The organism is Bradyrhizobium sp. Ken01, assembly GCF_055807355.1.
Window position 1 is genome coordinate 12,372 of sequence record NZ_JBVVPC010000028.1, and the last position, 25,841, is coordinate 38,212.

The window sequence follows — 25,841 nt, forward strand, 5'->3', positions numbered from 1 at the left end:
CTCCGCCAGACCGGCGCAGCGCGAGATGAGGCGGTGCATCCGCCAAGGGGAGCAAGCAATGGAATTTGGCAGGATCTCACGACGTCATTTGTTGCAGGGCGGTGCGGCCCTCACCCTCGGTGCGGCGACGGGCATTCGTCCGGCTTTCGCGGCCGAGACCACCATCGGATTCATCTACGTCGGCTCGCGCGACGACTATGGCTACAACCAGGCGCATGCCCAGGGCGCGGCGGCGCTGAAGAAGATTCCCGGCCTCAAGGTCGTGGAAGAAGAGAAGGTGCCGGAGACCGACGCAGTCGAGAAGACGATCGAGTCCATGATCAATCTCGACGGCGCCACCCTGCTCTTCCCGACCTCGTTCGGTTACTACAATCCGCATATGGTCAAGATGGCCAACAAATTCCCGAAGCTGCACTTCGAGCACTGCGGCGGCCTGTGGAGCGACAAGGACCCGAAGAACGCCGGCAGCTATTTCGGCTATATCGATGAAGCCCAGTACATCTCGGGCATCGTCGCCGGCTACAGCTCGAAGAGCGGCAAGCTCGGCTTCGTCGCCGCCAAACCGATCCCGCAAGTGCTGCGCAACATCAACGCATTCGCGCTCGGCGCGAGGCTTGCCAATCCCAAGGCCACCACGCAGGTCATCTTCACTGGTGACTGGTCGATGCCGGTCAAGGAAGCCGAGGCCACCAACAGCCTGATCGACCAGGGCGTCGACGTCCTGACCTGCCATGTCGACGGTCCGAAGACCATGGTCGAGAACGCCGCGCGACGGGGCGCCATGGTGTGCGGCTATCACGTCAACCAGTCGCCACTCGCGCCGAAGGCGTATCTCACGGGCGCCGAGTGGAACTGGGAAGCGCTGTACCCCAAGTTCGTCAAGATGATCGCCGCCGGCGAGAGCATCCCGAACTTCTATCGCGGCGGCCTCAAGGAAGAGATCGTCAAGACCTCGCCGTATGGCGAAGCGGTCTCCGCCGAGGCGCGCAAGCATGCCGACAACGTCAAGGCCAAGTTCTTGTCCGGTGACGGCTATGCCATCTTCAAGGGAGGGCTGGTCGACAACAAGGGCAAGACGGTGATCGCGGCCGGCACCGATCGCGGCCAGAAGGACCCCGAACTCGAGAAGATGGACTATCTCGTGGAGGGCGTGGTCGGGGCGACTTCGTGACGGCGGAAGCTGCGGATCCCGTTGAAGCGGTCGGGACAGTTGCCCCGGCCGCCGATCCGGGATTCCTCCAGCGCCACGGCGGAGCGATCGAATATATCCTGATCCCGGGCGCGGCGCTGGCCGGCGCGCTCGGGGTCTTCGGCATCTTCGTCGCGATGTCCGGCAAGAGCCCGCTCGACCTCTATTTCTTCATGTACTACGGCGCGTTCGGCACCTGGTTCTCATGGCAGAACACGCTGACGCGCGCGGCGCCGCTGATCCTTACCGCACTCTGCACGGCGCTGCCCGCGCAGCTCGGCATGGTCATCATCGGCGGCGAAGGCGCACTCCTGATCGGCGCGCTGTCGGCAACCAGCGCGGCACTGGTGCTTCAGGGCATGCCGCCGCTCATCGTGCAGATCGCCATGGTGGTCGCCGGCGTGATCGGCGGTGGCCTGTGGGTCATGCTTTCCGGCGCGCTGCGGCAATATCGCGGCGTCAACGAGACGATCTCGAGCCTGCTGCTCGTCTACATCGCACTCGCGGTCCTCAACCATCTCGTCGAAGGCGTGATGCGCGACCCCGCCAGCCTCAACAAGCCGTCGACCCGCGAGATCGGTGCGGCCAACATGATCGGATCGATCCCCGGCACCGACGTGCATTGGGGTCTCGTGTTCGGCCTGATCGCCGCGATTGCCGCCTATATCCTGATCTATCACACCGTGTTCGGCTTCGCTGCGCGCGTTGCCGGCGGCAACGTCCGCGCTGCGAAGATCGTCGGCCTCAATGTCAGCAAGCTGATCCTCACCGTCTGCTTCCTCGCCGGCGGCGCCGCGGGCCTTGCCGGCATGGTCGAGGTCGCCGCCGTGCAGGGGCGCACCAACGCCAACCTCGCCGCAGGCTACGGCTTCACAGGGATTCTCGTCGCCTTCCTGGCGCGGCAAAATCCGCTTGCCATTATCCCCGTCGCGATCCTGCTCGGTGGTATCAGCGCCAGCGGGGGGCTGTTGCAGCGCCGCCTTGGATTGCCGGATGCATCCGTGCTGGTGCTGCAAGGCATTATCTTCGTCTTCGTACTGGCCAGCGATGCGCTCTACGGCCGTATCGGGTTTCTGAAGGGAAAGTCCTGAGATGGCAGACGGCTCGATCGGACTCTGGACGGTCCCGCTCGCCGTGCTCGGCGGCGCAATTCGCGTCTCGACCCCGTTCCTTTTCGTGAGCCTGGGCGAATGCATCACCGAGCGCTCAGGCCGCATCAATCTGGGGCTCGAAGGCACGCTGGTGATGGGCGCGATGAGTGCCTACGGCATTTCCTACCTCACGGGATCGCCCTGGCTGGGCGTGCTCGCCGCTGGCATCACCGGCGCGCTGCTGGGCGCGCTGCATGCCGGCATCTGCTCGCTGCCGCGCGTCAACGACGTCGCGGTCGGCATCGCGCTGATGCTGTTCGGCACCGGCCTAGCTTTCTACCTCGGCAAACCGTTGATCGAGCCGACGGCACCTCGACTGCCCGCAATCGATTTCGGCTGGTGGAGCGATATCCCTCAGGTGCGCGCGGCCCTTCGGGTCAACGTGCTCTTCCTGATCGGCGTCGCGCTCGCGCCAATTCTTTACTGGGCCTTCCGGACTACGCGCTGGGGCCTCCTGATCCGCACCGCTGGCGAGAGTTCGGACGCAGCGCGTGCGATGGGCCACTCCGTGCTGCTGATCCGCCTGCGCGCGACCATGGTCGGCGGCTTCCTCGCTGGCATCGGCGGTTCGTTCCTGTCGCTGTTTTATCCCGGGAGCTGGAACGAGGGCCTGTCCTCGGGCCAGGGTATCACGGCCGTGGCGCTGGTGATCTTCGCGCGCTGGGACCCGCTGCTTTGTCTCTGGGCCTCGCTCGCCTTCGGCGGCGCCGCGGCGCTGGGCCCGGCGCTGCAATCGGTCGGCGTCACCTCCGGCTACCACCTCTTCAACGCCGCCCCTTACATCCTGACGCTGGGGATCATGATCATCACCTGCTCGCCGAAACGCACGCTGACCGGAGCCCCGGCCGAATTGTCGATCACCCGCTAGAGAGCGAAATTATGCCCGAGCGCACCATCAAGTCCGAGCCCTATGCATGGCCCTATAACGGCGACCTCCGTCCCAAGAATACCGCGCTCATCATCATCGACATGCAGACCGATTTCTGCGGCGTCGGCGGCTATGTCGACAAGATGGGCTATGACCTCTCACTGACGCGGGCGCCCATCGAGCCGATCAAGAGACTGCTCACGGCAATGCGGAGCCAAGGCTTTCACATCATCCATACCCGCGAAGGCCACCGTCCCGATCTCTCGGATTTGCCCGCCAACAAGCGCTGGCGGTCCCGGCAGATTGGCGCCGGCATCGGCGATCCCGGCCCGTGCGGCCGCATCCTGGTGCGCGGCGAGCCCGGGTGGGACATCATCCCGGAGCTCGCGCCGCTGCCCGGCGAACCGATCATCGACAAGCCCGGCAAGGGCTCGTTCTGCGCCACCGATCTGGAGCTGATCCTGCGCGTGCGCGGCATCGAGAACATCGTGCTCACCGGGATCACCACCGACGTCTGCGTTCACACCACCATGCGTGAGGCCAACGACCGCGGCTTCGAATGCGTGCTGTTACATGACTGCTGCGGTGCGACCGACAAGAGCAATCACGAGCACGCGCTGAAGATGATCAAGATGCAGGGTGGCGTGTTCGGTGCGGTCTCGACCTCCGACGCCTTCATCGGAGCGATTTCGTGATCGTCGGCGAAGCGCCGCCACCATCGGGCGCCTTCGGCGTCGATGCGATCGCCATGACCATGCGCTTCGGTGATTTCCTGGCGCTGGACAATGTCGCGCTGAAAGTGCGACCGGGTTCGTTCCACGCGTTGCTCGGTGAGAACGGCGCCGGCAAGTCGACCCTCGTCAAATGCATCATGGGTTACTATCACGCCACCGAGGGCGACATTCTGGTCGGCGGGCGCGAGCAGGCGATCGGCAATCCGAAGGACGCCCACGCACTCGGCCTCGGCATGGTCTACCAGCATTTCACGCTGGTGCCGGCGATGACGGTCGCCGAAAATCTGGTGCTGGCCCGCGATGACGTGCCGGCTGTCGTGAACTGGCCGAAAGAGATGAAGGAGCTCGAGGCCTTTCTCGCGCGCATGCCGTTCAAGGTGCCGCTCAGCTCAAAAGTCTCCGACATCTCCGCGGGCGAACGGCAGAAGTGCGAGATCCTCAAGCAGCTCTACCTGAAGCGCCGCTTCCTGATTCTGGACGAGCCGACTTCGGTGCTGACCCCGGCGGAAGCCGACGAAGTGCTCGGCATGCTCCGCGACATGGTCGTCAAGGGCGAGCTGACCATCCTGATGATCACGCACAAGTTCCGCGAGGTCATGGCCTTCGCTGACGACGTCACGATCCTGCGCCGCGGCAAGCTCGCCGGCGCCGGCAAGGTTTCCGAACTGACGCCGGACGCGATGGCGCGCACCATGATCGGCGCCGAGGAGCTGACGGTGCAGCCGCCCCGCACCGGAGAAGCCGGCAAGGCGAGGCTTGAACTGGCGAAGATGCGCGCGCTCGACGACGCCGGCGCCATCGCCGTGCATGACGTCTCCCTCACGGTCCGTGCCGGCGAGATCGTCGGCATCGCCGGCGTCTCCGGCAACGGCCAGCGCCAACTCGTCGAGGTGCTGGCGGGGCAGCGCGAGGCTGAGAGTGGCGAGATCCGCGTCGCCGGCGATCCCTATCACGCCAGCCGCGAGGAGATGCGGCGGCACAACATGTCACTCCTGCCGGAGGAGCCGCTGAAGAACGCCTGTGTCGGCGGCATGAGCGTCGCCGACAACATCGCCTTCCGCGAGTTCGACCGGGCGCCTTTCGCGAGCCTCGGCTGGTGGCTCAACCGCGGCGCCTTCCGCGTCGACGCCAGGAAGAAGATCGCACAATACAAGATCAAGACCCGCACGCCCGACACGCCGATCTCGGCGCTGTCGGGCGGCAACGTCCAGCGCGCCGTGCTGGCGCGCGAGCTCGGCGGCGACGTCGAGGTGCTGATCGCAGCCAATCCCTGCTTCGGGCTCGATTTCGCGGCGGTGGCGCAAATCCATGCCGAGATCATGGCCGCACGCAACCGCGGCGCCGCGGTGCTGCTGGTCAGCGAGGATCTCGACGAACTGCTTGAGCTCTCCGATCGCCTGGTGGTGATGTTCCACGGCGAATTCGTGTATGAAGCACGGACCAGCGAAGCCGATCTCACCGTGGTCGGCCGGCATATGGCGGGGCATTGACCAGGGAAGAGCGATGAGCGGCGGGTCCGAGCGCGACGAGCACTTCCTCCGCCTTTCCTTTGCGGTCGCCCGCCGTTCCCTCACCCACGGCAACCATCCCTTCGGCTGCATCGTGGTCGATGCCGAAGGCAAGGTCCTGATCGAGGCAGAGAACGGCTATATGCCGGATCACGACGGCACCGCGCATGCCGAGCGCCTCGCCGCCACGCAGGCCTGCCGCACGCTCGGACGCGAGGTGTTAGCGAGGGCCACGCTCTATTCCTCTGCCGAGCCCTGTGCGATGTGCGCCGGCGCGATCTACTGGGCCGGCATCGGCCGTGTCATCTATGGCCTCAGCGAGTACCGCCTGCGCGGCATCACCGGCGATCATCCGGAGAACCCGACCCTCGACCTGCCGTGTCGCGAGGTTTTTGCCAGCGGCCAGCGGCCGACAGAGGTTGCAGGGCCGCTGCTCGAAGACGAGGCCGAAGCGTTGCATGACGGCGTGTGGACGAAATAGGCGGCGCCGAGGGGCCTCGCCCAGCGTTCGCCGCCTGACGGCACCGGCCTATCCACAAACGAAGATGACGCCGCGGAGGTTTACGCGGCGTCATCTGAAGCGTGTCAGCTGGTTAGAACTTCACAGTGACACCGGAGTAGAGCGAGGACTCGGTGCAGGATCCGGTGCTCACCCTCGCGCCGCCGACCAGGGTGGTGCAGGCCACGGCGTTGTTGTGATCGAGGCCGAACTTGTTCTGCCAATAGCGGTAGGCGACCCAGACGTCCACGAAGTGCGAGTACTTCTCACCCCAAACCGCCTTCGAGGCATCGAGGGTCAGGCGGATCGGCTCGGAGTTGAACTCGACCTTGGTGGGATAGACGCCGTTGGCGACGCTGGCGGGAAGCGGCTCAGTGTCGGTGCCCTTCTTGCCGTACCACGCCGCGCGGCCGCTGATCGAGAAATACTGCATGTTCTGCGGCAGGAAGCCGAGGTCCATATAGTAGTTGGTTTCGATCGCCCAGGTCGGCTTGAACGACGTGTTGCCGTCCGCAATACACGGAGCGGACCAACCGGCGCCGCACTGCGAGAACGAGTTGTGGTTGGCGAACTCCCAATACACCAACGGCGCGACGTTGAAGTAGCCCTTATAGGGAAGATCGAAGGCGAACTGTAGACCGGCGACAACGTCGCGCTTGGCAGCGCCGAAATACCGGTTCTCCGTATTGGCATCCATGCCAACCTCGAACGAGATGTTATGCAGCGGGCCCTGCGTGAACGCCTTGGTGTTGAAGATCTCGTTCCAGCCGAAGGTCGAGCGGAAAAGGCCGTAGATTTCTGTCGCGCCGGCACAGCTCGTCGGCGTCGCTGCGAAGCCCGCAGCCGGCGAAACGACCACGCCTGTGGCGGTACACGGGCCTGCCGGATCGTTGTGGTCCGACTTGAACATCGAGATGGTGAAGAAGTTGGTGCCGTAGGTCCAGGCATCGAAGTGGGTGAAGGAGTAGACCTGCTTCGTCGTCTTGGCGTTGATCACGCCGTTGGTGTTGGTGAACGCACCGGGCTGCGAGGCGTTGAAGATGTAGGAGAAGGTGACGCGGTCGTCGATCACCAGGAAGAACGGAAGGTCGGCCGCCTTCTTGGCAGCCTTGACCGGCAGATCCGCCGCCTGAGCCAGGCCACTGGTAGCAACCGTAGCAAGTGACAGCGCGCCTGCTGCAATTGCCTTGAAACGAAACGACATCCTGAATACCCCCAAGTTTGGACACGTAAAAATGAACGTCCCTTGGGTGCGACACTTGCGCCGATCTCCCGGAGTGAGAAGCCTCAACTTGTTTCAAGGCATGCCGCTTGTTTGCACAGCGCGCTGCGTTTCACCGGCGAATTTGGAAGGCCAACGTCACCGCCACGCCGTTGGGCGAGAGTGGCCATTGCCGGATATCCCCATTTGATTTCGCTCGCCTTTTCATATCGACCGGACAATGCAGACAAGACGGGCGGGAGCCACTGTTGAGGTGTTCGCAAATGCATACACTCGATGGCGCGTCTCTGCTCAACTTCACGCCAAGACTGCATAGCGGGTTCCGATTTGGCTTGAGCCGTCACAAATTTGCAACAGGCGTCACACGCAAGCCGTGACTGCAAAGGCTGCCCGGAAGGTATCTGAGGACGATCGCCGCCGGCGAGAGCCGCGACTCGCCGACCCACCTGTCTGCCGAAGCGTTGAGCAAGGGATGACGCTTTTTCACACCTTACGCAGCAGTTCAAACTAGCCCAGTATTGAGGCACTTCACCCCATGCAAGCGCATCAGCGAATGTTGGATCCCACGGCTAAGAGCCTGCATTCCGGCGAGTCCCCGCTCCTCAGGACGGTCGGGCTCACCAAGCGCTATGGCGATTTCCTCGCCAACGATGCCATCGACATCGATATCTGGCCAACGGAAATCCATGCGCTGCTCGGCGAGAACGGCGCCGGCAAGTCGACGCTGGTCAAGGCGATCTACGGGCTGATCCAGCCCAGCGCTGGCCAGATTTTCTGGCAGGGCCAGCCGATCCTCCTGTCCGGTCCCTCGGAAGCGCGCAGCCGCGGCATCGGCATGGTGTTCCAGCACTTCTCGTTGTTCGACAATCTCACGGTCGCCGAGAACGTCGCGCTCGGCCTCGACGGGAAAGAATCCTTCAAGGACATGTCGGCGCGGCTTGAGCAAGTGTCGAAGACTTATGGATTGCCGCTCGATCCCAAACGCGAGGTCTGGCAATTGTCGGTCGGCGAGCGCCAGCGCATCGAGATCGTCCGCGCGCTGATGCAGAATCCGCAATTCCTGATCCTTGACGAGCCCACCGCGGTGCTGACGCCACAGGAAGCCGACCAGCTCTTCGTCGTGCTGGAGCGGCTCAAGGCCGAAGGCCGTGCCATCCTCTACATCAGCCACAAGCTCGAAGAGGTGAAGCGTCTGTGCGACACGGCAACGATCCTGCGCGGCGGCAAGAAGGTGGAGACCTGCAATCCCAGGCTTGAGACCGCCGCGTCGCTCGCGCGCATGATGGTCGGCGGCGAGATCAAGGAGGTGAAGGCGGCGGCCGGCCGGCAGACCACCGTGCCGCGCCTCGTCGTCAACGATCTCTCGCTCGCCCCCGGCGAGGCGCATGGTGTACGGCTCGAGCACATCTCGTTCGAGCTGAAAGGCGGCGAGATCCTCGGCATCGCCGGGGTCGCAGGCAACGGCCAGGACGAATTGTTCGCCGCGCTGTCCGGCGAACGCTTGTCGAAGGATCCCGGCACGATCGTAATCGAAGGCCTTGCCGCCGGCCATCTCTCGATCACGCAGCGCCGCAAGCTCGGCGCAGCCTTCGTTCCCGAGGAGCGGCTCGGCCACGGCACCGCGCCGCGCATGAAGCTTTCGGAGAATGCGCTGCTCACCGGGCACGCCGCCAGCGGCATGGTCCATCACGGCTTCATCGATACTGCGGCCACTCTGAAGACGGTCGACCGCGCAACCGAGACGTTCGACGTCCGCAAGGCCAAGCGAGATCCGGAAGCAGCATCCCTCTCCGGCGGCAATTTGCAGAAGTTCATTGTGGGACGCGAGATCCTGCGCAATCCCGCGGTGCTGGTAGTGAGCCAACCGACCTGGGGCGTCGACGCCGGCGCTGCCGCCGTGATCCGGCAGGCGCTGCTTGATCTCGCAACCGCAGGCGCCGCCGTGCTCGTGACCAGCCAGGATCTCGACGAGCTCGCGGAAATCGCCGACCGCATCGCCGTGATGTTCCATGGCCATCTGTCTGCGCCGCTCGCCACCAGCGAGGCGACGCGCGAAAAACTCGGCCTGTTGATGGGCGGCAGCACGCTGGAGCCGAAGGAGGCCGCGCATGCAGCTGGTGCTTGAGAAGCGCGCCGAGCGCTCCAACACGATCGCGCTGATCTCTCCGCTGATCGCGATCGGCCTCACGATCGTGACCATGGTCATCCTGTTCGCGATCCTCGGCAAAAATCCGCTGCTCGCCCTGCACGCCTATTTCATCGCGCCTTTGACCGACAGCTATTCGCTCCAGGAAATCGCGGTGAAGGCGACACCGCTGGTGATGATCGCGATCGGGCTGTCGCTCTGCTATCTCGCCAATGCCTGGAACATCGGCGCCGAAGGGCAGTTCCTGATCGGCGCCGTCGCCGGAAGTTGGATTGCGGTGAAGACGCAGGGCACCGACGCCGGCGTCTGGGTGCTGCCGGTCATGCTCGTGCTCGCCGCCGCCGCGGGCGCGCTCTACGCGCTGATCCCGGCAATCTGCAAGGTGAAGTTCGGCGCCAGCGAGATCCTGACCAGCCTGATGCTGGTCTATGTCGCCGATCTCTTCCTCGACTATCTCGTGCGCGGCCCCTGGCGCGATCCGCACGGTTTCAACTTCCCGACCACGGCCGAGTTCGATCCCGTCGCAACGGTGCCGCTGCTGATCGATGGCGGCCGGCTGCATCTCGGCTCCATCATCGCCCTCCTTGTCGTCGCCGCGGCGGCGATCCTGCTCGGACGCACTATCAAGGGATTCGAGATTCGCGTGGTCGGTGCAGCGCCCCGCGCCGCGCGGTTCGGCGGCTTCAATTCCAACCAGTTGATCCTCCTGACCTTCGCCGTCTCGGGCGCGCTTGCCGGCCTCGCCGGCATCATCGAGGTCGCGGGTCCGGTCGGGCATCTGCAGCCCGGCATCTCGCCGGGTTACGGTTTTACGGCGATCATCGTCGCCTTTCTCGGCCGGTTGAACCCCCTTGGAATATTAATTGCAGGCCTTTTTCTCGCGTTGACCTTTATCGGCGGCGAGCAGGCGCAGATCGCGATGAAGATCCCGTTGGACGTCACCAAGGTTTTTCAGGGCATCCTGCTGTTCTACGTGCTCGCCTGCGATTCCCTCATTCTCTACCGCTTCAAGCTGGTCTTCCCGAACCGACAGGTGGCTCGTGGAACTCATTGAAGCCATCATTCTCGCAGTGCTCGCCGCCTCGACGCCGCTCCTGATCGCGGCGACCGGCGAGCTCGTGACCGAGCGCTCCGGCGTGCTCAATCTCGGCGTCGAGGGCATGATGATCGTCGGCGCCGCATGTGGCTTTGCAGGTGCGTGGCTGACCGGCTCGATCTTCATCGGAGCGCTGTTCGGCATCGTCGCCGGCACATTGATGTCACTGGTCTTCGCACTGATGGCGCTCGGGCTTGCGGTCAACCAGGTTGCGACAGGGCTGGCGCTGACCATCCTGGGCGTCGGACTCTCCGGCCTGATTGGCGCCGGGTTCGTCGGCGAGCGCATCACACCGGCAACGCATCTTTACATTCCCGGCCTTACCGATATCCCACTGATCGGCCGCGTGCTGTTCGGCGAGGACGCCTTTGTCTATTTTTCGCTGGCGCTGGTCGCCGGCGTCTGGTGGTTCCTGTACCGCACGCGGTCGGGATTGATCCTGCGCGCCTGCGGCGACAACCACGTCTCCGCGCATGCGCTCGGCTATCCCGTGCTGCGGATCCGGACCTTCGCCGTGATGTTCGGCGGCGCCTGCGCGGGGCTTGCCGGCGCCTACCTGCCGCTCGCCTATACGCCGTTCTTCATTCCGGGCATGACTGCGGGCCGCGGCTGGATCGCACTGGCGCTGGTGGTGTTCTCGTCCTGGCGGCCCGGCCGCCTCGTGGTCGGCGCGTATCTGTTCGGCGCGGTGACGATCCTGCAGCTGCACGCGCAGGGCTGGGGCGTCGGCATTCCCTCGCAGTTGATGTCGGCGCTGCCGTATCTTGCGACTGTCATCGTCCTGGTCCTGCTCTCCCGCGCGCGCACGGGCGGATCGACGGCGCCGGCTGCACTCGGCACCGTGTTCGTGCCGGACCGCTAGCGTTTCATTTCCGCGGCGTGCGCGATGGGGCGCGCACGTTGGGGATCGTGGCTTTCCCCTGATGTTTGGAGATTGATGATGAGGAAATCACTTCTTGCGCTGACTGCCGGGCTTTTGCTTGCCGGGAGCGTCAGTGCAGCCTCCGCCGCCGACAAGCTGAAAGTCGGATTTATCTACCTCGGCCCGGTCGGCGACCTCGGCTGGACCTATCAGCATGAGCTGGCACGCCAAGCGCTGGTGAAGGAGCTCGGCGACAAGATCGAGACCACCTTTCTCGAAAACGTGCCTGAAGGCCCCGACGCCGAGCGCTCGATCGAGCAGCTCGTCCGCGCCGGCAACAAGCTGATCTTCACCACCTCGTTCGGCTACATGGATCCGACGCTGAAGGTCGCGAAGAAATATCCGAACGTGCATTTCGAGCACGCGACCGGATACAAGCGCAATCCGAACATGTCGACCTATTCGGCCAAATGGTACCAGGGCCGCTACATCCAGGGCCTGATCGCGGCCAAGATGTCGAAGTCCGGCGTGCTCGGCTATATCGGCTCGTTCCCGATTCCCGAGGTCGTCTCCGGCATCAACGCGACGATCCTCGCCGCACAGACAATCAACCCGAACATCAAGGTCAAGATCATCTGGGCCAATACCTGGTTCGACCCGGGCAAGGAGGCCGACGCCGCCAAGGCGCTGATCGACCAGGGCGCGGATGTGATCATGCAGCACACGGACTCGCCGGCGGCAATGCAGATCGCCAGCGAACGCGGCAAGCTCGCCTTCGGCCAGGATTCCGAGATGATCAAGTTCGGGCCGAAGACCCAGCTGACCTCGATTCTCGATACTTGGGGCCCCTACTACATCGCCCGGGTCAAGGCCGAGCTCGACGGAACCTGGAAATCCGAGGACAGCTGGGGCGGCCTCGACAGCCACATGTTCGCGATGGCGCCCTACACCAACATGCCTGACGACGTGAAGAAGATCGCCGAGGATGCCCAGGCCGCGATCACCGCGGGCAAGCTGCATCCGTTCAAGTGCCCGGTCCTTGGGCAAGACGGCAAGCCGGTCGAGTGCAAGGGCGGCGCCAATCTCGACGACGGCCAGATCCTCGGCATGAATTTCTACGTCAAGGGCATCGACGACAAGCTGCCGGGCAAGTAGCACGCTTCTTGCATCGTCTAAATCACCTGCTCCTCCCGGAGGAGGTTCGGAGGGGGTGGCCAGAAGCACCCGGCACTTGTGGTCGCCCCCTCTTTCTATTTTGCTGATTATCCCGCCTGCATCGCCCGCGCCGCGGAACTGTGGCGGGTGATCAGATCGGCGATATCCAGGCCCGGGATCGCTCCGTCGATCACGGCCCATTTCCCCGCCACCATGACCCGATCGGCCCGATGCGCCCCGCACAGGACGACCGCGGCCAGGGGATCGCCATGGCCGGAGAAGCGCAGCTCGTCGAGCCTGAACAGCGCGAGATCGGCCGCCTTGCCGACGGCGATCTCGCCAAGTTCCGGCCGGCCGACGCAGGCTGCCGAGCCCTTGGTGGCCCAGCGCAGCGCATCCTTGTGACTGACCTTCGTCACCCCGTAGCGCGCCCGCTGCAGCAGGAACGCGGCCCGCACCTCCTGCATCAGATTCGATCCGTCGTTCGAGGCCGAGCCATCGACGCCGATGCCGATGCCGACGCCGGCCTCCTCCATCTCGCAGACGGGGCAGCAGCCGGAGGCCAGAAGCTGGTTGCTGCAGGCGCAATGACTGATCGTCGTCTTCGCCTTGCCGAGCCGCTTCATCTCGTCGGCCTTGAAAAAGATGCCGTGGGCGAGCCAGGTCCGCGCGTTGAGCCAGCCGCATTGCTCGAGATAGTCGAGTGGGCGGCAGCCGTACATCTGCTGGCAGAATTTGTTCTCGTCCTCGGTCTCGGCGAGATGGGTGTGCAGGCGCACGTCGAGCTTGCCGGCAAGATCTGCGGTGGCGCGCATCAGGGACGTCGTTACCGAGAACGGCGAGCAAGGCGCAAGCGCAATCTGTACCATCGCATCCGGACCGCGCTGGTGATATTTCGCCACCACGCGCGCGCTGTCGGCGAGGATGGTGTCCTCGTCCTGCACGACGCTATCAGGCGGCAGACCGCCGTCGCGCTGCGACAGGTTCATCGAGCCGCGCGTGAGCAGCACGCGAACACCAAGCCGCTTTGCGACTTCGACCTCGATGTCGACGGACTCCTCGAGGCCCGCGGGGAAGACGTAGTGATGATCCGTCGTGGTGGTGCAGCCCGACAGCAGCAGCTCGGACATCGCCACCGTGACAGCGAGTTCGAGCGCATCAGGCGTCAGCTTCGCCCACACCGGATAGAGCGCCTGGAGCCAGGGAAACAGCTCGCGGTCCATCGCCGCCGGCAGCGCGCGCGTCAGCGTCTGGTAAAAATGGTGATGGGTGTTGATGAGGCCCGGCAGCACGACGTGGTCGCCGGCATCGAACACCGCGACGTCAGCGGTTGCGGGCGCAGCGCCGGCCGGCACCAGCTCGATGATCCGGCCGCCTTTCACCACGATCCCGCGCTCGGCGCCATCGGCGAGGATAGCCAGGGGATCCCTGATCCAGATCGGCTTTGCGTCGCTCATGAACCTGCTCTCCTCACATCCGCTGACGACAGGCCTGCAAGGCAGGGGCCGGTCTGGTCGCGTTTTTGCTGCGACTTGTTGTTGCGACTTGGCGCTCGTCTTGCAAGACTTTCTCCTGGCTCGATTCACTCGTTGGAAGCGTTGGCCTCGCCATGGACTTGAATACCATCACAGCGGTCGCCCATCCGCAAACGCGCGCGCAGCTGCCCGTTTGGACGCCAGGCGATGCTTGGCTCGCGGGCGGCACCTGGCTGTTCTCGGAGCCGCAGGTTCACTTGACCAGGCTCATCGATCTCACCGACCTCAAATGGCCGGCGCTGACGGTCACCGAGAGCCATCTCAGCATCGCAGCCACCTGCACCGTCGCGCAGCTCGATGGATTCGCCTACCCACCGGATTGGTTCGCGGCACCGCTGATCAACCAGTGCTGCCGCGCCTTCCTGGCTTCGTTCAAGATATGGAAGACGGCAACCGTCGGCGGTAATCTCTGCATGTCGCTGCCGGCGGGACCGATGATCTCGCTCACCGCTGCGCTGGAGGGCATCTGCACCATCTGGAAGGCCGGCGGCGGCGAACAGATGATGTCCGTCGTCGACTTCGTCACCGGCAACCAACGCAACCTTCTGGCGCCGGGGGACCTGCTCCGGCAGATCGATATTCCGATCGCCGCGTTGAAGCGTCGTACGGTCTTTCGCCAGATCTCGCTGGCGCCGGTCGGCCGCTCGGCGGCGCTCCTGATCGGCAGTCTGGATGCCGATGGCCCGCTGGCGCTCACAGTCACCGCGTCGACGGTGCGGCCGATCCGGCTGTCCTTCCTCAAGCCACCCGACGCGAAAGCACTTCGCGAGGCCATCGCGCAGCAGATCACGCACGACCTGTACCACACCGACATCCACGGCAAGCCGCTCTGGCGCAAGCACATGACACTGCGGCTTGCCGAAGAGATCCGCGACGAACTCCTCGGAGCACCGTCGCCATGAGCTTCGAGGTCGACGGCAAGCCGTTTTCGCAGGAGCCACGCGCCGGCCAGTGCCTGCGCACGTTCCTGCGCGAGTTCGGCCATTTCGGCGTGAAGAAGGGCTGCGACGCCGGCGATTGCGGCGCCTGCACCGTGCTGTTGGACGGCGAGCCCGTGCATAGCTGCCTGATCCCGGCCTTCCGCGTCGAAGGCCGTGCCGTCACCACGATCGAAGGTCTGGGCGGAGACGGCGGCGCGCACCCGATGCAGCAGGCTTTCCTCGACGCACAGGGCTTTCAATGCGGCTTCTGCACCGCCGGCATGATCCTGACCTGCGCCTCGCTGAACCAGGCGCAGCGCACCGATCTCGGCGTCGCGCTGAAGGGCAATATCTGCCGCTGCACCGGGTATCGTTCGATCGAGGATGCGTTGCTCGGCAAGACCAATGTCGAGGAGAGCGTCGAGGCTGGCGCCGCATTCGGCCGCAGCCTGCCGGCGCCGGCTGGCCCCGACGTCGTGCGCGGCAAGGCGCGCTACACGTTCGACACGCAGATCGGCGGCCTGCTGCATATCAAGCTGCTCCGTTCGCCCCACGCCCACGCCAGGATCGTCGCGATCGACAAGTCGGAAGCGCTGAGCGTTCCCGGCGTGCACGCGGTGCTGACGCATGAGGATGCGCCAACTACTCTGATGTCGACCGCGCGGCATGAGAAGGACTGGATGGATCCCGAGGACACCCGTGTCCTCGACGACATCGTCCGCTTCATCGGCCAGAAGGTCGCCGCCGTCGTCGCAGACAGCGAAGCCGCCGGCGAGGACGCATGCCGCCGGCTGAAGGTCAGTTACGAGATTTTGCCCGCGCTGGTCGATCCGGAGCAGGCGATGGCGCCCGGTGCATCCGTCATTCATCCCGACCGCACCACCGCGAACCGTGTTGCCGACGCCCAGCGCAACCTCGTCGCGGAGACGCATGGCGAATTCGGCGACGTGGCGGCTGCGCTCGCGACATCCGCCGCCACCTTCGAGGGCACCTTCCATAGTCACCGTGTGCAGCATGCCGCACTGGAGACCCATGGCGGCCTCGCCTGGCTCGATGCTTCCGGCGTGCTCAACGTTCGCACCTCGACGCAAGTGCCGTTCCTGACCCGGCGCGCACTGTCTGATATCTTCGAGCTTCCCATGGACAAGGTCCGCGTGTTCTGCGAGCGCGTCGGTGGGGGCTTCGGCGGCAAGCAGGAGATGTTCGTCGAGGACATTCTGGCGCTCGCCGCGCTCAAGACCGGACGGCCGGTGAAGCTGGAGCTCACCCGCGAGGAGCAGTTCGTCGCAACGTCGACGCGGCATCCGATGCGGGTCCACATCAAGGCCGGGGCAGACGCGGACGGCAAGCTCACGGCGCTCCAGCTCGACGTGCTCTCCAACACCGGCGCCTACGGCAATCACGCCGGCCCCGTGATGTTCCACTCGCTGGCCGAATCCATCAGCGTCTACAATTGCCCGAACAAGCGGGTCGACGGCTACGCGGTCTACACCAATACGGTGCCGGCAGGCGCGTTTCGCGGTTATGGCTTGCCGCAAACACTGATCGCGGTCGAGGCCGCGATCGACGAACTGGCCAAGCAGCTCGGCATCAGCCCTTACGAGATGCGCCGGCGCAACGTCGTCAAGCCCGGCGACCCCATGCTGTCGCCGCCGCCGTCGGAATTTCACGATGTGCACTACGGCTCCTACGGGCTCGACCAGTGCCTCGACCTCGTCGAGCGCGCGATGCAGGCTGATGGCCCACAGCCGGACCTGTCGCCGGAGTGGCTGATCGGCGACGGCGTCGCGCTGACCATGATCGACACGGTGCCCCCGGCGGGCCATCTCGCGGATGCGATGGTCACGCTCAACGACGACGCCAGCTTCGATCTCACCGTCGGCACCGCCGAATTCGGCAACGGCACCAGCACCGTGCACCGGCAGATCGCGGCGACCACGCTTGCGACCACCGTCGACCGCATCCGCCTGCGCCAGTCCGACACCGCCCATGGCGGCCACGACACCGGCGCCTATGGCAGCGCCGGCATGTTCGTCGCCGGCAAAGCGACGCATGCCGCGACCATGCAGCTTGCGACCGAGCTGAAGGCGGCCGCCGCCGGCGCATGGCTCTGCGACGTCGGGAGCTGCACCCTCGAGAGCGAAGCCGTCGTCAGTGGCGTGCGGCGCATGTCCTTTGCGGAACTGGCAAAGCTCGCGCGCGAACGCGGACAGCCGTTCGCAGGCGCCGGCAATTCCGGCGGCACGCCGCGTTCGGTCGGCTTCAACGTGCACGGCTTTCGCGTCGCCGTGAACAAGGGCACCGGCGAGCTCCGGATTCTCAGGAGCGTGCATGCGGCGGACGCCGGCGTCGTCGCCAATCCCATGCAGTGCCGCGGTCAGGTCGAAGGCGGGGTCGCGCAGGCGCTCGGTGCCGCGCTCTACGAGGAGATGGTGATCGACGCGGACGGCCGCGTCACCAACCCGAAATTCCGCGACTACCACCTGCCCTCCTTCGCCGACGTGCCCCGCACCGAGGTCTTCTTCGCCGAGACCTCCGACACGATTGGCCCGCTGGGGGCGAAGTCGATGAGCGAGAGTCCGTACAATCCGGTCGCCGCCGCGCTCGGCAACGCGATCGCGGACGCCACCGGCATCCGCTTCACGGCGCCGCCCTTCAAGCCGGACCGGCTGTTTCCGGCGCTGCACGATAAATTCGGATAGGCATATTTCGGGGGATTGATCCATGACCAGCGAAGTGCATCCCGTCGACGAGGTCTTGCCGGTCCCGTGCCTGCTGGCGCTCGGTCTCCAGCATGTGCTGGTGATGTATGCCGGCGCGGTCGCGGTGCCGCTGATCATCGGGCGCGCGCTGAAGCTGCCGCCGGAGGATGTCGCTTTCCTGATCAGCGCCGACCTGTTCGCCTGCGGACTTGCGACGCTGGTGCAATGCCTCGGTTTTCCCGGCGTCGGCATCCGCCTGCCCGTGATGATGGGCGTGACCTTCGCATCCGTCGGTCCGATGCTGTCGATGGCGGCTTCACCCGACATCGGCCTGCTCGGCATCTACGGTTCGGTGATCGCGGCCGGCCTGTTCGGCATTGTCGCGGCGCCGTTCGTCAGCCGGCTGCTGCCGCTGTTCCCGCCCGTCGTCACCGGCAGCATCATTCTCGTCATTGGCATCTCCTTGATGCGGGTCGGCATCAACTGGGCGGGCGGCGGCCTGCCGACGCTGACCAAAGTGGTCGACGGCGTCGCCGGTAGCTTTCCCAATCCGGCCTACGGACAGTTGCAGGGACTCGGCATCTCGCTGTTCGTCCTGCTGTTCATTCTCGGCCTGATCAAATGGGGGACCGGCTTCCTCGCCAACGTCTCGGTGCTGCTTGGCATCATCGCCGGTGCCGTGCTCGCGACCATCCTGGGCGTTATGCATTTCGACAAGGTCGCTGCGGCGTCCTGGGGCGCCGTCGTGATTCCGTTCCGCTTCGGCATGCCGCAATTCCATCTGGTGCCTGTTATCACCATGTGCGTCGTCATGGTCGTCGTGATGATCGAATCGCTGGGCATGTTCCTCGCGCTCGGCGACATCACCGGCAAGACGGTCGACCGCGAAGCCCTGAGCCGAGGTCTGCGCGCCGACGGCGTCGGCACGCTGCTCGGCGGCATCTTCAACACCTTCCCGTACACGTCGTTCTCGCAGAATGTCGGCCTGGTCTCGGTGACAGGCGTGCGCTCGCGCTGGGTCACGATCACAGGCGGCTGCATCATGCTCGTGCTCGGCCTGTTGCCGAAGCTCGCCGCGCTGGTCGAGGCCGTGCCGCTGGTCGTGCTCGGCGGCGCCGGCCTCGTGATGTTCGGCATGGTCGCCGCGACCGGCGCACGCATCCTCACCTCGGTCGACTTCCGCACCAATCGCTACAATCTCTTCATCGTCGCGATCTCGATCGGCTTCGGCCTGATCCCGCTCGCCGCACCCGGCTTCTTCAGGAATTTGCCGCACGATCTCCAGCCGCTGCTGGAGTCGGGCATCCTGCTCTGTGCGATCGTCTCGGTGCTGCTCAACGCCTTCTTCAACGGATTGAGCGGCGGTGCAGCGGCAGAAGCGGATGCAGCAGCGGTCGCCTCATCCGCGCAACATGTTTAACTGCCGCGATAGGTCGAATAGCTCCACGGCGTCACCAGCAGCGGCACGTGATAGTGGCTTTCCGGCTCGCTGATCGCAAAGCGCAGCGGGATCTCGTCGAGGAACGGCGGGTCGGAGAGCGGCACGTTGCGCTCGGCGTAATATTTGGCGACGCTAAACCGGAGCTCATAGCGGCCGATCGGCAGCGGCCGGCCGCCGATCAGCGGCTGGTCGGTGCGGCCGTCCGCATTGGTGATGGTGCGCGCAATCACCCGGCTCTCGCCGAGGTGCGCGAGCTCGACCAGCTCGACCGCAATGCCTGGCGCAGGCTTGCCGGCGTGGTTGTCCAGCACATGGGTCGAGAGTCGGCCGTGCACTTTCAGCTTGTCGTCAGCACTGACGAGCTGGTCCAGCCGCAGCGCAGCGATGCGGGAGATTTCCTCGAGCGCACGGCGTGTCTCGGTCTTGGCAATGTTCTGCAGTCGCGACTCGAAGTCACGCAGAATGGAATCCTTGGTGTGCCGGCGCGCGCAGACGATATAGGGGATACCAAATTTTTCGCGATACGCATTGTTCGCCCGCTCGAAGGCCGCATATTCGGTGTCCGACAGACGGTCTAGACCAGCGCTGCTCTGCTCGGCAGTCGAGTCAGGCGTGAGTCCCGCTGAGCGCTGGGTCTTGTTCGCGAGGTCGGGATGCGCGCGTATCAACGCCAGCTGCACCTCGGGCTCAGCGCTAGCGATCGCCGCCTTGATCGCGTCGAGCAGTGAATTGATCCCGGCAAACGGACGGCGCGCCGCGGCTTCTTGGGCAATCCAAGGCGAGTACTCGACCACATTTTCAAGTACGGCCACGAATTCATCGAAGCTCGCAGCATTGAGATCAGACAAGGCGATCTGTGACATTGCTTCCCTATCCGATCTCGAAAGCATCGTCCGCAAGGCCCGCATGCTTGTCGTGCCAATGCTGTGCGATCTGCAACCGCGTCGGCACCCAGACGCGCTCGTACTTGCCGATGTAGTCGAGGAAGCGGATCAGCCCCGCCGCGCGGCCGGGGCGGCCGGCGAGACGACAGTGCAGGCCGACCGACATCATCTTCGGCGCGCTCTCGCCTTCAGCATAGAGTACGTCGAAGGCATCCTTCAGAAAGGTGAAGAACTGCTCGCCTTCGGCAAAGCCTTGCGGGTTGATGAAGCGCATGTCGTTGGCGTCGAGCGTATAGGGAATGACGAGCTGCTTGCCGCTCGCGCCCTTGACCCAATAGGGCAGATCATCGGCATAGGAATCGCTGAGATAGAGGAAGCCGCCCTCCTCCATCAACAGACGGTTGGTGTTGATCGAGGAGCGTCCGGTATACCAGCCGAGCGGCCGCGAGCCGGTCGCCGCGGTGTGGACGCGGATCGCTTCCGCGATCTCCGCGCGCTCCTGCGCCTCGGTCATGTCCTTGTGCTCGATCCACTTCAGGCTGTGGCTGGCGATGTCCCAGCCCGCCTCCTTCATGGCGGCAACGATTTCCGGATTGCGCTTCAGCGCTGTGGCGACACCGAACACGGTGGTCGGCCACTTCCGCTCGCTGAATATCCGCCACAGCCGCCAAAAGCCGGCCCGCGAGCCATATTCGAACATCGATTCGATATTGGCATGGCGCTGGCCAGGCCAAGGCTGCGCGCCGAGCACGTCGGACAGAAACGCTTCCGAGGCGGCATCGCCATGAAGGATGTTGTTTTCGCTGCCCTCCTCGAAATTAACGACGAACTGCACCGCGACCCGCGCGTTGCCGGGCCATTGCGGGTGCGGCGGGTTGCGGCCGTAACCGCGGAGATCGCGCGGGTAGCGGGGCTCAGTCACTCAGACTTCCTCGAAGCGGATCGGCAGCGCGCCCTTCCACAGCACGCTCTTGCCGAGCGTCGCCAGATTCTCCAGACCAGAGGTCAGCGTGATGAAATGGTTGCCGGCGAGCTGGCCCATCTTGCTCGCGAAGTGCACGCCGCCATAGGCCATCAGGATCTCGGTCTCGCTGATGCCGCCGGGATAGAGGATGATCTGGCCGGGCGCGGGATAGCTGGTGTGGTTCTCGTAGCCGACACCGAAATCGAGGTCGCCGAGTGGCATCCACACGCCCTCGCCGCTCCAGCGCACGTGGATGATGTGGCTTTCGAACGGCAGCGCCTTGCGGAACGCGGCGACAGTCTTGGGCGCCGCTTGCTCCTCGAAACGGGCATCGAAGGTGAAGTCGCCGGCGCGGATCACGAGTTTGGTCATCTCATCTCTCTGGATCGGGGGCGGTGGCCCCACGGGGAATTTTCAGGCAAAGAGCACTCCGTCGGGCTTCGCGCAAGGGGCGCGGCCCGTTACCTGCGGTCGTAGGACCAGCCGAAAACGCCGCTCCGCCGCGTCTCGGGCTCCGGCTCGGCGGCGGGCTGCGGCGCCTCCCTCAGTTGCGCCTGCGGCGGCGGAGGCGGCACCGGCAAATTCTCGCATTTCATGGAGTAGACCAGCTTGCCGTCCGCGGTCCGCCCGATCGGCGCGCAGGGGTCCGGATGCGCCGCCGATGTTTTTGGGGTCAGCTTGACCTGCGCCACGGCCGGCGAGGCGATCAGCAGAAGGACCAGCAGATATTTCGACATCATTGTCGCCTGAAAACCGAATTTGGCCCATTGAACCGGATTGGAGGAGGCAAGTCCACCGGTGCCACGAGCGCGATTGCCGAATATTTAGCCGAGGCTAGAAAATTGGCTCGCCCCAATGTGATGTCGCGAGCGCTGATATCGGCTGGACGCATCGCCATGTCAGCCGCGACGGCGACATACAAAACAGACATCTCACAGCCGGGCGTCGTCACGGGAGAAACAAACAATGCAAAAGACTTTCATTATTCTGGGCGCGACGCTGATTGCCGCCGCGACCATCCAGACTGCCGCGGCGAACGACCGCCGTCATGTCCGCAAAGCGCAACCCCATCCCATCACCCAGTCGGTGCGCGACTCCAATGCCGCGCTCTGGCCGTCGCAGCCGACCGGGCCCCACTGGTCGCGCTATACCAACGGCGCGATGTCTGCACCAGCGGGACGGTGATATTGAAAGCATAGCGTTCGGTTACTCGAACCTCGTCATCGCGAGCCAACCCAATTCGCTCTCGTGTCCCGGACGCGCTGCAACGCGTGAGCGTTGCTGCGCAGAGCCGGGACCCAGGGGCGACACGGCGCAATGCGGCGAGATGGGCCCCGGCTCTGCAGTGCACCGCTGAAGAGGCGCTGCGCTGCGTCCGGGGCACGAGAGCGGATCTTCTTCGCGTTCATTTTCGACTTGCAGACACGCCATCGCGTTCTCGCGACGCATTCGCCCGAGCTTTGCTTGGTCGCTTCACCCCCTTGTCCAAGAGGGCGCAGGGAAGGCCGGGTGCTGACCTCGCACCCGCGGTCCGCTGCGCGAAAAGCACACGCAGGAAAACCGCACAGCAGCATACAGGTGTAGCCAATCACTCGGCCTTCCCTGCGCGATGGTTGGACGGCTTATGCCGTGATCTCCCGGGAGCCGAGTTCCTGCTGGCCTCCCTCGTCCCAACGAAATTCACCGACACCGCGCCGGTTGACGCAGATGCCGCATTCGCCGGGGCTTGACCGTAGCAACGACGGCCAGGACCACACGGTTTTGCCGTACGCACGGCCCGCCATTTCGCCGCAGTTTTTCCAGCCCTGTCGACGGAGCCGGAAACTTACAGACGAGACGAAGCCTGACAGCGCCGCTCGTCGGAACGAAGCCTTGGGCTCACGGAGAGCAATCCGCCCTGCCCCACGCCTCTCGCACCCGAACGCTGCCGCGTCCACCGCAAGCCCGGCTCGCGAACGTGACGACCACAAGATCGCCCCTCAAGGATGAGCCGGGATGACCGACACATACGCCGTTTCCGAATTTCGGTAAAGTGGAATATTTTTCCCGGAGGGGATTGACGCGCCCGCGACACAGGCCGGGCAATGAGACGTCGCGCAGACGCAACAAGGGGCGGTGCAAAACACCGCCCCTTGGCGCTATCTTGGCGCGAAACGAGACTGCGGCGAGGACAGGCGCCTAATACGGCCGATAATAGCCACGCGGACCATAGTAGGGACCGCCGCCGTAATATCCCTGGCCGCCGTAGTAAGGACCGGGGCCGTAATTATAGCGGTCCTCGTAGTACTCCTGGCGCCTGCTCTCTGCGATCGCGCCGCCGATCAGACCTGCCGCCACGCCCATGAAGGCGAGGCCTGCAGCGTTCGGGCCTCGACGATAATAGCGATGGCGGCGAGCCGCGCTGAAATCGGTGGCAGCCGGAGCGGCCGGGCTCGCGGCAGCGGCCTTGGTGGGCGCGGGCGAGTTGGCAGCCGAAGGCGTGATAGAGGCCGCAATCAGAACAAGACTTGCGAAAGCTGCCAACGCAACGTTACGGCCGGCTGCAGAAATCATCGGTCCCTTATTCATCTTGACCTTCCCTGTTCTCGCTCAAAGCGACACAATCAAACAAGACTAAATGCGCAAACCACTGAAATGGTTTCGGGATCGCGGCAATCTGCCACGCTTTGAACGATTGTAAGCCGAACGACCAGATCCAGCTTGAACCATCCAACATGAGCGGATAATGAACAGACGCACCATTTTTCGGTCGCCGTAAGCGTTTTACGTGAACCAACGCATCAACCGACGCCGTCGGGATCGATGCCATTTTTGGGTTCACCGTGACTGACGCGTCCTATTCCAAAGAGAAACCAGATGATTGCGGTTCGCAAACTGCCGGCGCGCTATGCGCCGATCGTGATGCCATTCGTGCTATCCGCCCTCATGACGGCCGTGGTGTCGGTCATTTCCACGCTTCGAAGCCTCGGCGCAACGCCGGCGTTTCTCGCGACCTGGCCGGGCGCCTGGGCGCTGTCATGGATCGTCGCGTTTCCGACGCTGCTGATGGTGCTGCCGCTGGTCCGCCGGATCGTGGCGAGCGTCGTTGCGGCTCCCTTCCAAGCGGGCCGATAGCAGGTGCGGACGGCGGCGCATGACGCACGCTGTCCCGCTTCCGCGCGACCTTTACGACAGCGCGCCGAGTACGCCGCGCGTCGCCTTGTCGATCTCCTCGACATAGCGGCGGCGGGCGAAGGTCTCGGTGAGGAAGCCGACCACCTTGCGGCTGTCGGTGGAATCGACCACCGCCAGCATCTCGGCCTCCGCCTCGTCGAACACCGCCATTGCCGACTTCACGTTCATTTCCGGAATCAGCACGATCTCGGTCAGGCGCGCGAGCTCGATCACCTGGATCTCGTCGGCGATGGTGTCGAGATCGCCGGAGAACAGGTCCGGCAGCAGGACGAGGCCGACATATTCGTCCGCATTGTTGACGATGACGATCCCGGGCCGCGAGCCCAGCGCGAATTCACGGCGGACCGCGGCGATCGTCGTGGTCGACGGCACCTTGCCGACATCGGAGCGCATCAGCCGCTCGACGGTGAGGTTGCGCAGCCAGCCGACGTCGTTGGCGCTGCGAATGGTCTCGCCGCGCAGATGCAAGCGCCAGGTGGAGAAGGAGTGTCCGAACATGAAGCGGACGCAGATCGAGGTGACGATGCAGCCGGCGAGCACCACGGCGGTGACGTCGACGTTGCGGGTCATCTCGAGCACGAGGAACGACATGGTCAAGGGACCGCCGACGATGGCGACGCCGAGCGTCGCCATGCCCGTCAGCATCGCGACCAGCGGATCGATCACGAAGTTCGGGCTGATCAAGAGCAGCACCGCGGAAAAGAACTTTCCGATCAGGCTGCCGACGAACAGCGACGCAAAGAACAGCCCGCCGCGGAAGCCGGAGGCGAGCGAGATCAGGCAGGCCGTCACCTTCAAGGCGATGATCAGCGCGATCAGGCCGATCGTCATGTCGTGAAAGAGATCGAGCACCATCGCGCCGTGGCCGGCCGCCAACACCTGCGGCGTGACAATCGCAAAGCAGCCGACGATGAGGCCGCCGATCGCCGGGCGCAGCCAGACCGGCAGCCATTTGAACAGGCGCTCGAACATCGAGGACGAGCGCATCACGGCGATGCCGACGCCGCTGGTGACGAGCGCGAGCCCGATCAGCGCCAGATATTGCTCGACGCCGACGGCGCTGACCTTGGGTATTTCGAGCGAGTATGGCGCGCCGCCGAGCCATTGCGCGGTCAGTGCACCCGCGAGCGAGGCGGCGAGGATCGGCGCGGCGCTGCCGACCGAATAGACGCCGACGATCAGCTCGCAGGCGTAGAAGGCCCCGGTGATCGGTGCACCGAAGGCGGCTGCGATCGCCGCGGCGGCGCCGCAGCCGACGATCAGGCGCAGATCGTTGCGGCGCAGATTGAAGAACTTGCCGAGCAGCGAGGCGATGCCCGAGCCGATCTGGGTATAGCCGGCCTCGAGGCCGACGGAGGCGCCGCAGCCGTTCGAGATCAGCGTCTGGCTCGACACCACCACGCTGTCGCGCATCGACAGATTGCCGCCACGCAGCGCGTTCGCCTCGATCGGATCGACCGCGCTGGAGAGCTTGAGCCGTCGCCGCCACCACTCCATGATACCGAGGGCCAATCCGCCCAGCGCGGGCGCGATCAGCGCGGCCCAGGGACTGACGCTGGTATTGGCGGACAGACGCACGTCGATGGGAATGCCGTAGATCACCATATGCGCAATCTGCGCAATCTCGGCCATCAGCGTCACGATGGCGCCGGCGAGCGTGCCGATCACCAGCGCCAGCGGGATCAGATAAAATTCGTTGCTGCGCAGCAGCGCCCGCAGCCGAACCATGACGCGGTTCGTCCCCTTGCGGTCGGCGAGATGTCTGATCCGCAGGAACACTTTGTGTCCGCC

General features: G+C 64.7%; 24 protein-coding genes. 15 read left to right on the forward strand and 9 right to left on the reverse strand.

Annotated elements, in window-relative coordinates:
- The first annotated feature begins 58 nt into the window (after nucleotides 1-58).
- Genes AC0L3S_RS24460 through AC0L3S_RS24485 form a run of 6 tightly spaced genes read left to right on the forward strand, consistent with a single transcriptional unit; the run spans nucleotide 59 to nucleotide 5,931 of the window.
- On the forward strand, nucleotides 59-1,171 hold the full coding sequence (locus AC0L3S_RS24460) for a BMP family ABC transporter substrate-binding protein (RefSeq protein WP_473281790.1): 1,113 nt from the start codon (nucleotides 59-61) through the stop codon (nucleotides 1,169-1,171).
- A complete protein-coding gene (locus tag AC0L3S_RS24465) occupies nucleotides 1,168-2,280 on the forward strand; it encodes an ABC transporter permease (protein WP_473281792.1) in 1,113 nt (370 codons plus the stop codon). Before AC0L3S_RS24460 ends, AC0L3S_RS24465 begins: the two co-directional genes overlap by 4 nt.
- 1 nt (nucleotide 2,281) lies before the next feature.
- Nucleotides 2,282-3,208 carry an ABC transporter permease gene (locus AC0L3S_RS24470; RefSeq protein ID WP_473281794.1) on the forward strand — a complete coding sequence of 309 codons (927 nt, stop codon included), beginning with the start codon at nucleotides 2,282-2,284 and terminating at the stop codon, nucleotides 3,206-3,208.
- A gap of 11 nt (nucleotides 3,209-3,219) precedes the next feature.
- The gene (gene biuH, locus AC0L3S_RS24475) at nucleotides 3,220-3,903 is read left to right on the forward strand and encodes a biuret amidohydrolase (protein ID WP_473264901.1); all 684 of its coding nucleotides are present in this window, start codon (nucleotides 3,220-3,222) and stop codon (nucleotides 3,901-3,903) included.
- A complete protein-coding gene (locus tag AC0L3S_RS24480; RefSeq protein WP_473281796.1) occupies nucleotides 3,900-5,432 on the forward strand; it encodes an ABC transporter ATP-binding protein in 1,533 nt (510 codons plus the stop codon). The genes biuH and AC0L3S_RS24480 overlap by 4 nt, the downstream gene beginning before the upstream one ends.
- A gap of 13 nt (nucleotides 5,433-5,445) precedes the next feature.
- The gene (locus tag AC0L3S_RS24485) at nucleotides 5,446-5,931 is read left to right on the forward strand and encodes a nucleoside deaminase (protein WP_473281798.1); all 486 of its coding nucleotides are present in this window, start codon (nucleotides 5,446-5,448) and stop codon (nucleotides 5,929-5,931) included.
- A gap of 112 nt (nucleotides 5,932-6,043) precedes the next feature.
- Here the strand turns inward: AC0L3S_RS24485 and AC0L3S_RS24490 are convergent, their stop codons facing one another.
- Nucleotides 6,044-7,153 (reverse strand): hypothetical protein, encoded by a 1,110-nt coding sequence (locus AC0L3S_RS24490; RefSeq protein ID WP_473264904.1) that lies wholly within the window; start codon nucleotides 7,151-7,153, stop codon nucleotides 6,044-6,046.
- A gap of 571 nt (nucleotides 7,154-7,724) precedes the next feature.
- Here AC0L3S_RS24490 and AC0L3S_RS24495 point away from each other — a divergent pair.
- The 4 genes from AC0L3S_RS24495 to AC0L3S_RS24510 all read left to right on the forward strand — a co-directional run bounded on the left by AC0L3S_RS24495 (nucleotide 7,725) and on the right by AC0L3S_RS24510 (nucleotide 12,430).
- On the forward strand, nucleotides 7,725-9,296 hold the full coding sequence (locus AC0L3S_RS24495) for an ABC transporter ATP-binding protein (RefSeq protein ID WP_473281800.1): 1,572 nt from the start codon (nucleotides 7,725-7,727) through the stop codon (nucleotides 9,294-9,296).
- Nucleotides 9,280-10,371, forward strand: coding sequence for an ABC transporter permease (locus AC0L3S_RS24500; protein ID WP_473281802.1), 1,092 nt, complete (start codon nucleotides 9,280-9,282; stop codon nucleotides 10,369-10,371). Before AC0L3S_RS24495 ends, AC0L3S_RS24500 begins: the two co-directional genes overlap by 17 nt.
- Nucleotides 10,358-11,275 carry an ABC transporter permease gene (locus tag AC0L3S_RS24505; protein WP_473281804.1) on the forward strand — a complete coding sequence of 306 codons (918 nt, stop codon included), beginning with the start codon at nucleotides 10,358-10,360 and terminating at the stop codon, nucleotides 11,273-11,275. The genes AC0L3S_RS24500 and AC0L3S_RS24505 overlap by 14 nt, the downstream gene beginning before the upstream one ends.
- Before the next feature lie 78 nt (nucleotides 11,276-11,353).
- Nucleotides 11,354-12,430 (forward strand): BMP family ABC transporter substrate-binding protein, encoded by a 1,077-nt coding sequence (locus tag AC0L3S_RS24510; protein WP_473281806.1) that lies wholly within the window; start codon nucleotides 11,354-11,356, stop codon nucleotides 12,428-12,430.
- Between the two features lie 107 nt (nucleotides 12,431-12,537).
- On the opposite strand, the gene AC0L3S_RS24515 is transcribed toward AC0L3S_RS24510, so the two are convergent.
- Nucleotides 12,538-13,887, reverse strand: coding sequence for an 8-oxoguanine deaminase (locus AC0L3S_RS24515; protein WP_473281808.1), 1,350 nt, complete (start codon nucleotides 13,885-13,887; stop codon nucleotides 12,538-12,540).
- A gap of 152 nt (nucleotides 13,888-14,039) precedes the next feature.
- Between AC0L3S_RS24515 and AC0L3S_RS24520 the strand changes: the two genes are divergently transcribed.
- Genes AC0L3S_RS24520 through AC0L3S_RS24530 form a run of 3 tightly spaced genes read left to right on the forward strand, consistent with a single transcriptional unit; the run spans nucleotide 14,040 to nucleotide 19,007 of the window.
- Complete coding sequence (locus AC0L3S_RS24520) at nucleotides 14,040-14,867, forward strand: FAD binding domain-containing protein (RefSeq protein WP_473281810.1); 828 nt, start codon at nucleotides 14,040-14,042, stop codon at nucleotides 14,865-14,867.
- Complete coding sequence (locus tag AC0L3S_RS24525) at nucleotides 14,864-17,587, forward strand: molybdopterin-dependent oxidoreductase (protein WP_473281812.1); 2,724 nt, start codon at nucleotides 14,864-14,866, stop codon at nucleotides 17,585-17,587. The genes AC0L3S_RS24520 and AC0L3S_RS24525 overlap by 4 nt, the downstream gene beginning before the upstream one ends.
- A 22-nt stretch (nucleotides 17,588-17,609) precedes the next feature.
- Nucleotides 17,610-19,007 carry a nucleobase:cation symporter-2 family protein gene (locus AC0L3S_RS24530; RefSeq protein ID WP_473281814.1) on the forward strand — a complete coding sequence of 466 codons (1,398 nt, stop codon included), beginning with the start codon at nucleotides 17,610-17,612 and terminating at the stop codon, nucleotides 19,005-19,007.
- On the opposite strand, the gene uraD is transcribed toward AC0L3S_RS24530, so the two are convergent.
- The 4 genes from uraD to AC0L3S_RS24550 form a co-directional block, all read right to left on the reverse strand.
- On the reverse strand, nucleotides 19,004-19,891 hold the full coding sequence (uraD, locus tag AC0L3S_RS24535; RefSeq protein ID WP_473281816.1) for a 2-oxo-4-hydroxy-4-carboxy-5-ureidoimidazoline decarboxylase: 888 nt from the start codon (nucleotides 19,889-19,891) through the stop codon (nucleotides 19,004-19,006). The two genes, AC0L3S_RS24530 and uraD, sit on opposite strands and share 4 nt — an antisense overlap.
- A gap of 7 nt (nucleotides 19,892-19,898) precedes the next feature.
- A complete protein-coding gene (gene puuE, locus AC0L3S_RS24540) occupies nucleotides 19,899-20,834 on the reverse strand; it encodes an allantoinase PuuE (RefSeq protein WP_473281818.1) in 936 nt (311 codons plus the stop codon).
- Nucleotides 20,835-21,248: a DUF3830 family protein gene (locus tag AC0L3S_RS24545; protein ID WP_007601448.1), complete on the reverse strand. Its 414-nt coding sequence runs from the start codon at nucleotides 21,246-21,248 to the stop codon at nucleotides 20,835-20,837.
- A gap of 89 nt (nucleotides 21,249-21,337) precedes the next feature.
- Entirely contained in the window at nucleotides 21,338-21,616 is a 279-nt protein-coding gene (locus AC0L3S_RS24550) for a hypothetical protein (protein ID WP_473264914.1), read from the reverse strand.
- Between the two features lie 226 nt (nucleotides 21,617-21,842).
- On the opposite strand from AC0L3S_RS24550, the gene AC0L3S_RS24555 reads away from it, so the two are divergent.
- Entirely contained in the window at nucleotides 21,843-22,061 is a 219-nt protein-coding gene (locus AC0L3S_RS24555) for a hypothetical protein (RefSeq protein ID WP_473281820.1), read from the forward strand.
- Nucleotides 22,062-23,054: 993 nt separating this feature from the next.
- On the opposite strand, the gene AC0L3S_RS24560 is transcribed toward AC0L3S_RS24555, so the two are convergent.
- Both AC0L3S_RS24560 and AC0L3S_RS24565 read right to left on the reverse strand, forming a co-directional pair.
- On the reverse strand, nucleotides 23,055-23,444 hold the full coding sequence (locus AC0L3S_RS24560) for a hypothetical protein (RefSeq protein ID WP_473281822.1): 390 nt from the start codon (nucleotides 23,442-23,444) through the stop codon (nucleotides 23,055-23,057).
- Nucleotides 23,437-23,685, reverse strand: coding sequence for a hypothetical protein (locus AC0L3S_RS24565; RefSeq protein WP_473281824.1), 249 nt, complete (start codon nucleotides 23,683-23,685; stop codon nucleotides 23,437-23,439). Before AC0L3S_RS24565 ends, AC0L3S_RS24560 begins: the two co-directional genes overlap by 8 nt.
- A 47-nt stretch (nucleotides 23,686-23,732) precedes the next feature.
- Between AC0L3S_RS24565 and AC0L3S_RS24570 the strand changes: the two genes are divergently transcribed.
- The gene (locus AC0L3S_RS24570) at nucleotides 23,733-23,990 is read left to right on the forward strand and encodes a DUF2798 domain-containing protein (RefSeq protein WP_473281826.1); all 258 of its coding nucleotides are present in this window, start codon (nucleotides 23,733-23,735) and stop codon (nucleotides 23,988-23,990) included.
- A gap of 51 nt (nucleotides 23,991-24,041) precedes the next feature.
- On the opposite strand, the gene AC0L3S_RS24575 is transcribed toward AC0L3S_RS24570, so the two are convergent.
- On the reverse strand, nucleotides 24,042-25,829 hold the full coding sequence (locus AC0L3S_RS24575; protein ID WP_473264917.1) for a chloride channel protein: 1,788 nt from the start codon (nucleotides 25,827-25,829) through the stop codon (nucleotides 24,042-24,044).
- Between the last annotated feature and the right edge of the window lie 12 nt (nucleotides 25,830-25,841).

What these genes read in the sequence shown, in the direction of transcription:
- biuH (WP_473264901.1), top strand. Translation starts at nt 3,220, where the DNA reads ATGCCCGAGCGCACCATCAAGTCCGAGCCCTATGCATGGCCCTATAAC.
- AC0L3S_RS24525 (WP_473281812.1), top strand. Translation starts at nt 14,864, where the DNA reads ATGAGCTTCGAGGTCGACGGCAAGCCGTTTTCGCAGGAGCCACGCGCC.
- AC0L3S_RS24545 (WP_007601448.1), bottom strand. Translation starts at nt 21,248, where the DNA reads ATGACCAAACTCGTGATCCGCGCCGGCGACTTCACCTTCGATGCCCGT.
- AC0L3S_RS24560 (WP_473281822.1), bottom strand. Translation starts at nt 23,444, where the DNA reads ATGAATAAGGGACCGATGATTTCTGCAGCCGGCCGTAACGTTGCGTTG.
- AC0L3S_RS24490 (WP_473264904.1), bottom strand. Translation starts at nt 7,153, where the DNA reads ATGTCGTTTCGTTTCAAGGCAATTGCAGCAGGCGCGCTGTCACTTGCT.
- AC0L3S_RS24555 (WP_473281820.1), top strand. Translation starts at nt 21,843, where the DNA reads ATGCAAAAGACTTTCATTATTCTGGGCGCGACGCTGATTGCCGCCGCG.
- AC0L3S_RS24485 (WP_473281798.1), top strand. Translation starts at nt 5,446, where the DNA reads ATGAGCGGCGGGTCCGAGCGCGACGAGCACTTCCTCCGCCTTTCCTTT.
- AC0L3S_RS24530 (WP_473281814.1), top strand. Translation starts at nt 17,610, where the DNA reads ATGACCAGCGAAGTGCATCCCGTCGACGAGGTCTTGCCGGTCCCGTGC.
- AC0L3S_RS24510 (WP_473281806.1), top strand. Translation starts at nt 11,354, where the DNA reads ATGAGGAAATCACTTCTTGCGCTGACTGCCGGGCTTTTGCTTGCCGGG.
- AC0L3S_RS24550 (WP_473264914.1), bottom strand. Translation starts at nt 21,616, where the DNA reads ATGATGTCGAAATATCTGCTGGTCCTTCTGCTGATCGCCTCGCCGGCC.
- AC0L3S_RS24460 (WP_473281790.1), top strand. Translation starts at nt 59, where the DNA reads ATGGAATTTGGCAGGATCTCACGACGTCATTTGTTGCAGGGCGGTGCG.
- AC0L3S_RS24570 (WP_473281826.1), top strand. Translation starts at nt 23,733, where the DNA reads ATGATTGCGGTTCGCAAACTGCCGGCGCGCTATGCGCCGATCGTGATG.
- AC0L3S_RS24520 (WP_473281810.1), top strand. Translation starts at nt 14,040, where the DNA reads ATGGACTTGAATACCATCACAGCGGTCGCCCATCCGCAAACGCGCGCG.
- AC0L3S_RS24500 (WP_473281802.1), top strand. Translation starts at nt 9,280, where the DNA reads ATGCAGCTGGTGCTTGAGAAGCGCGCCGAGCGCTCCAACACGATCGCG.
- AC0L3S_RS24565 (WP_473281824.1), bottom strand. Translation starts at nt 23,685, where the DNA reads ATGGCATCGATCCCGACGGCGTCGGTTGATGCGTTGGTTCACGTAAAA.
- AC0L3S_RS24470 (WP_473281794.1), top strand. Translation starts at nt 2,282, where the DNA reads ATGGCAGACGGCTCGATCGGACTCTGGACGGTCCCGCTCGCCGTGCTC.
- AC0L3S_RS24515 (WP_473281808.1), bottom strand. Translation starts at nt 13,887, where the DNA reads ATGAGCGACGCAAAGCCGATCTGGATCAGGGATCCCCTGGCTATCCTC.
- AC0L3S_RS24495 (WP_473281800.1), top strand. Translation starts at nt 7,725, where the DNA reads ATGTTGGATCCCACGGCTAAGAGCCTGCATTCCGGCGAGTCCCCGCTC.
- uraD (WP_473281816.1), bottom strand. Translation starts at nt 19,891, where the DNA reads ATGTCACAGATCGCCTTGTCTGATCTCAATGCTGCGAGCTTCGATGAA.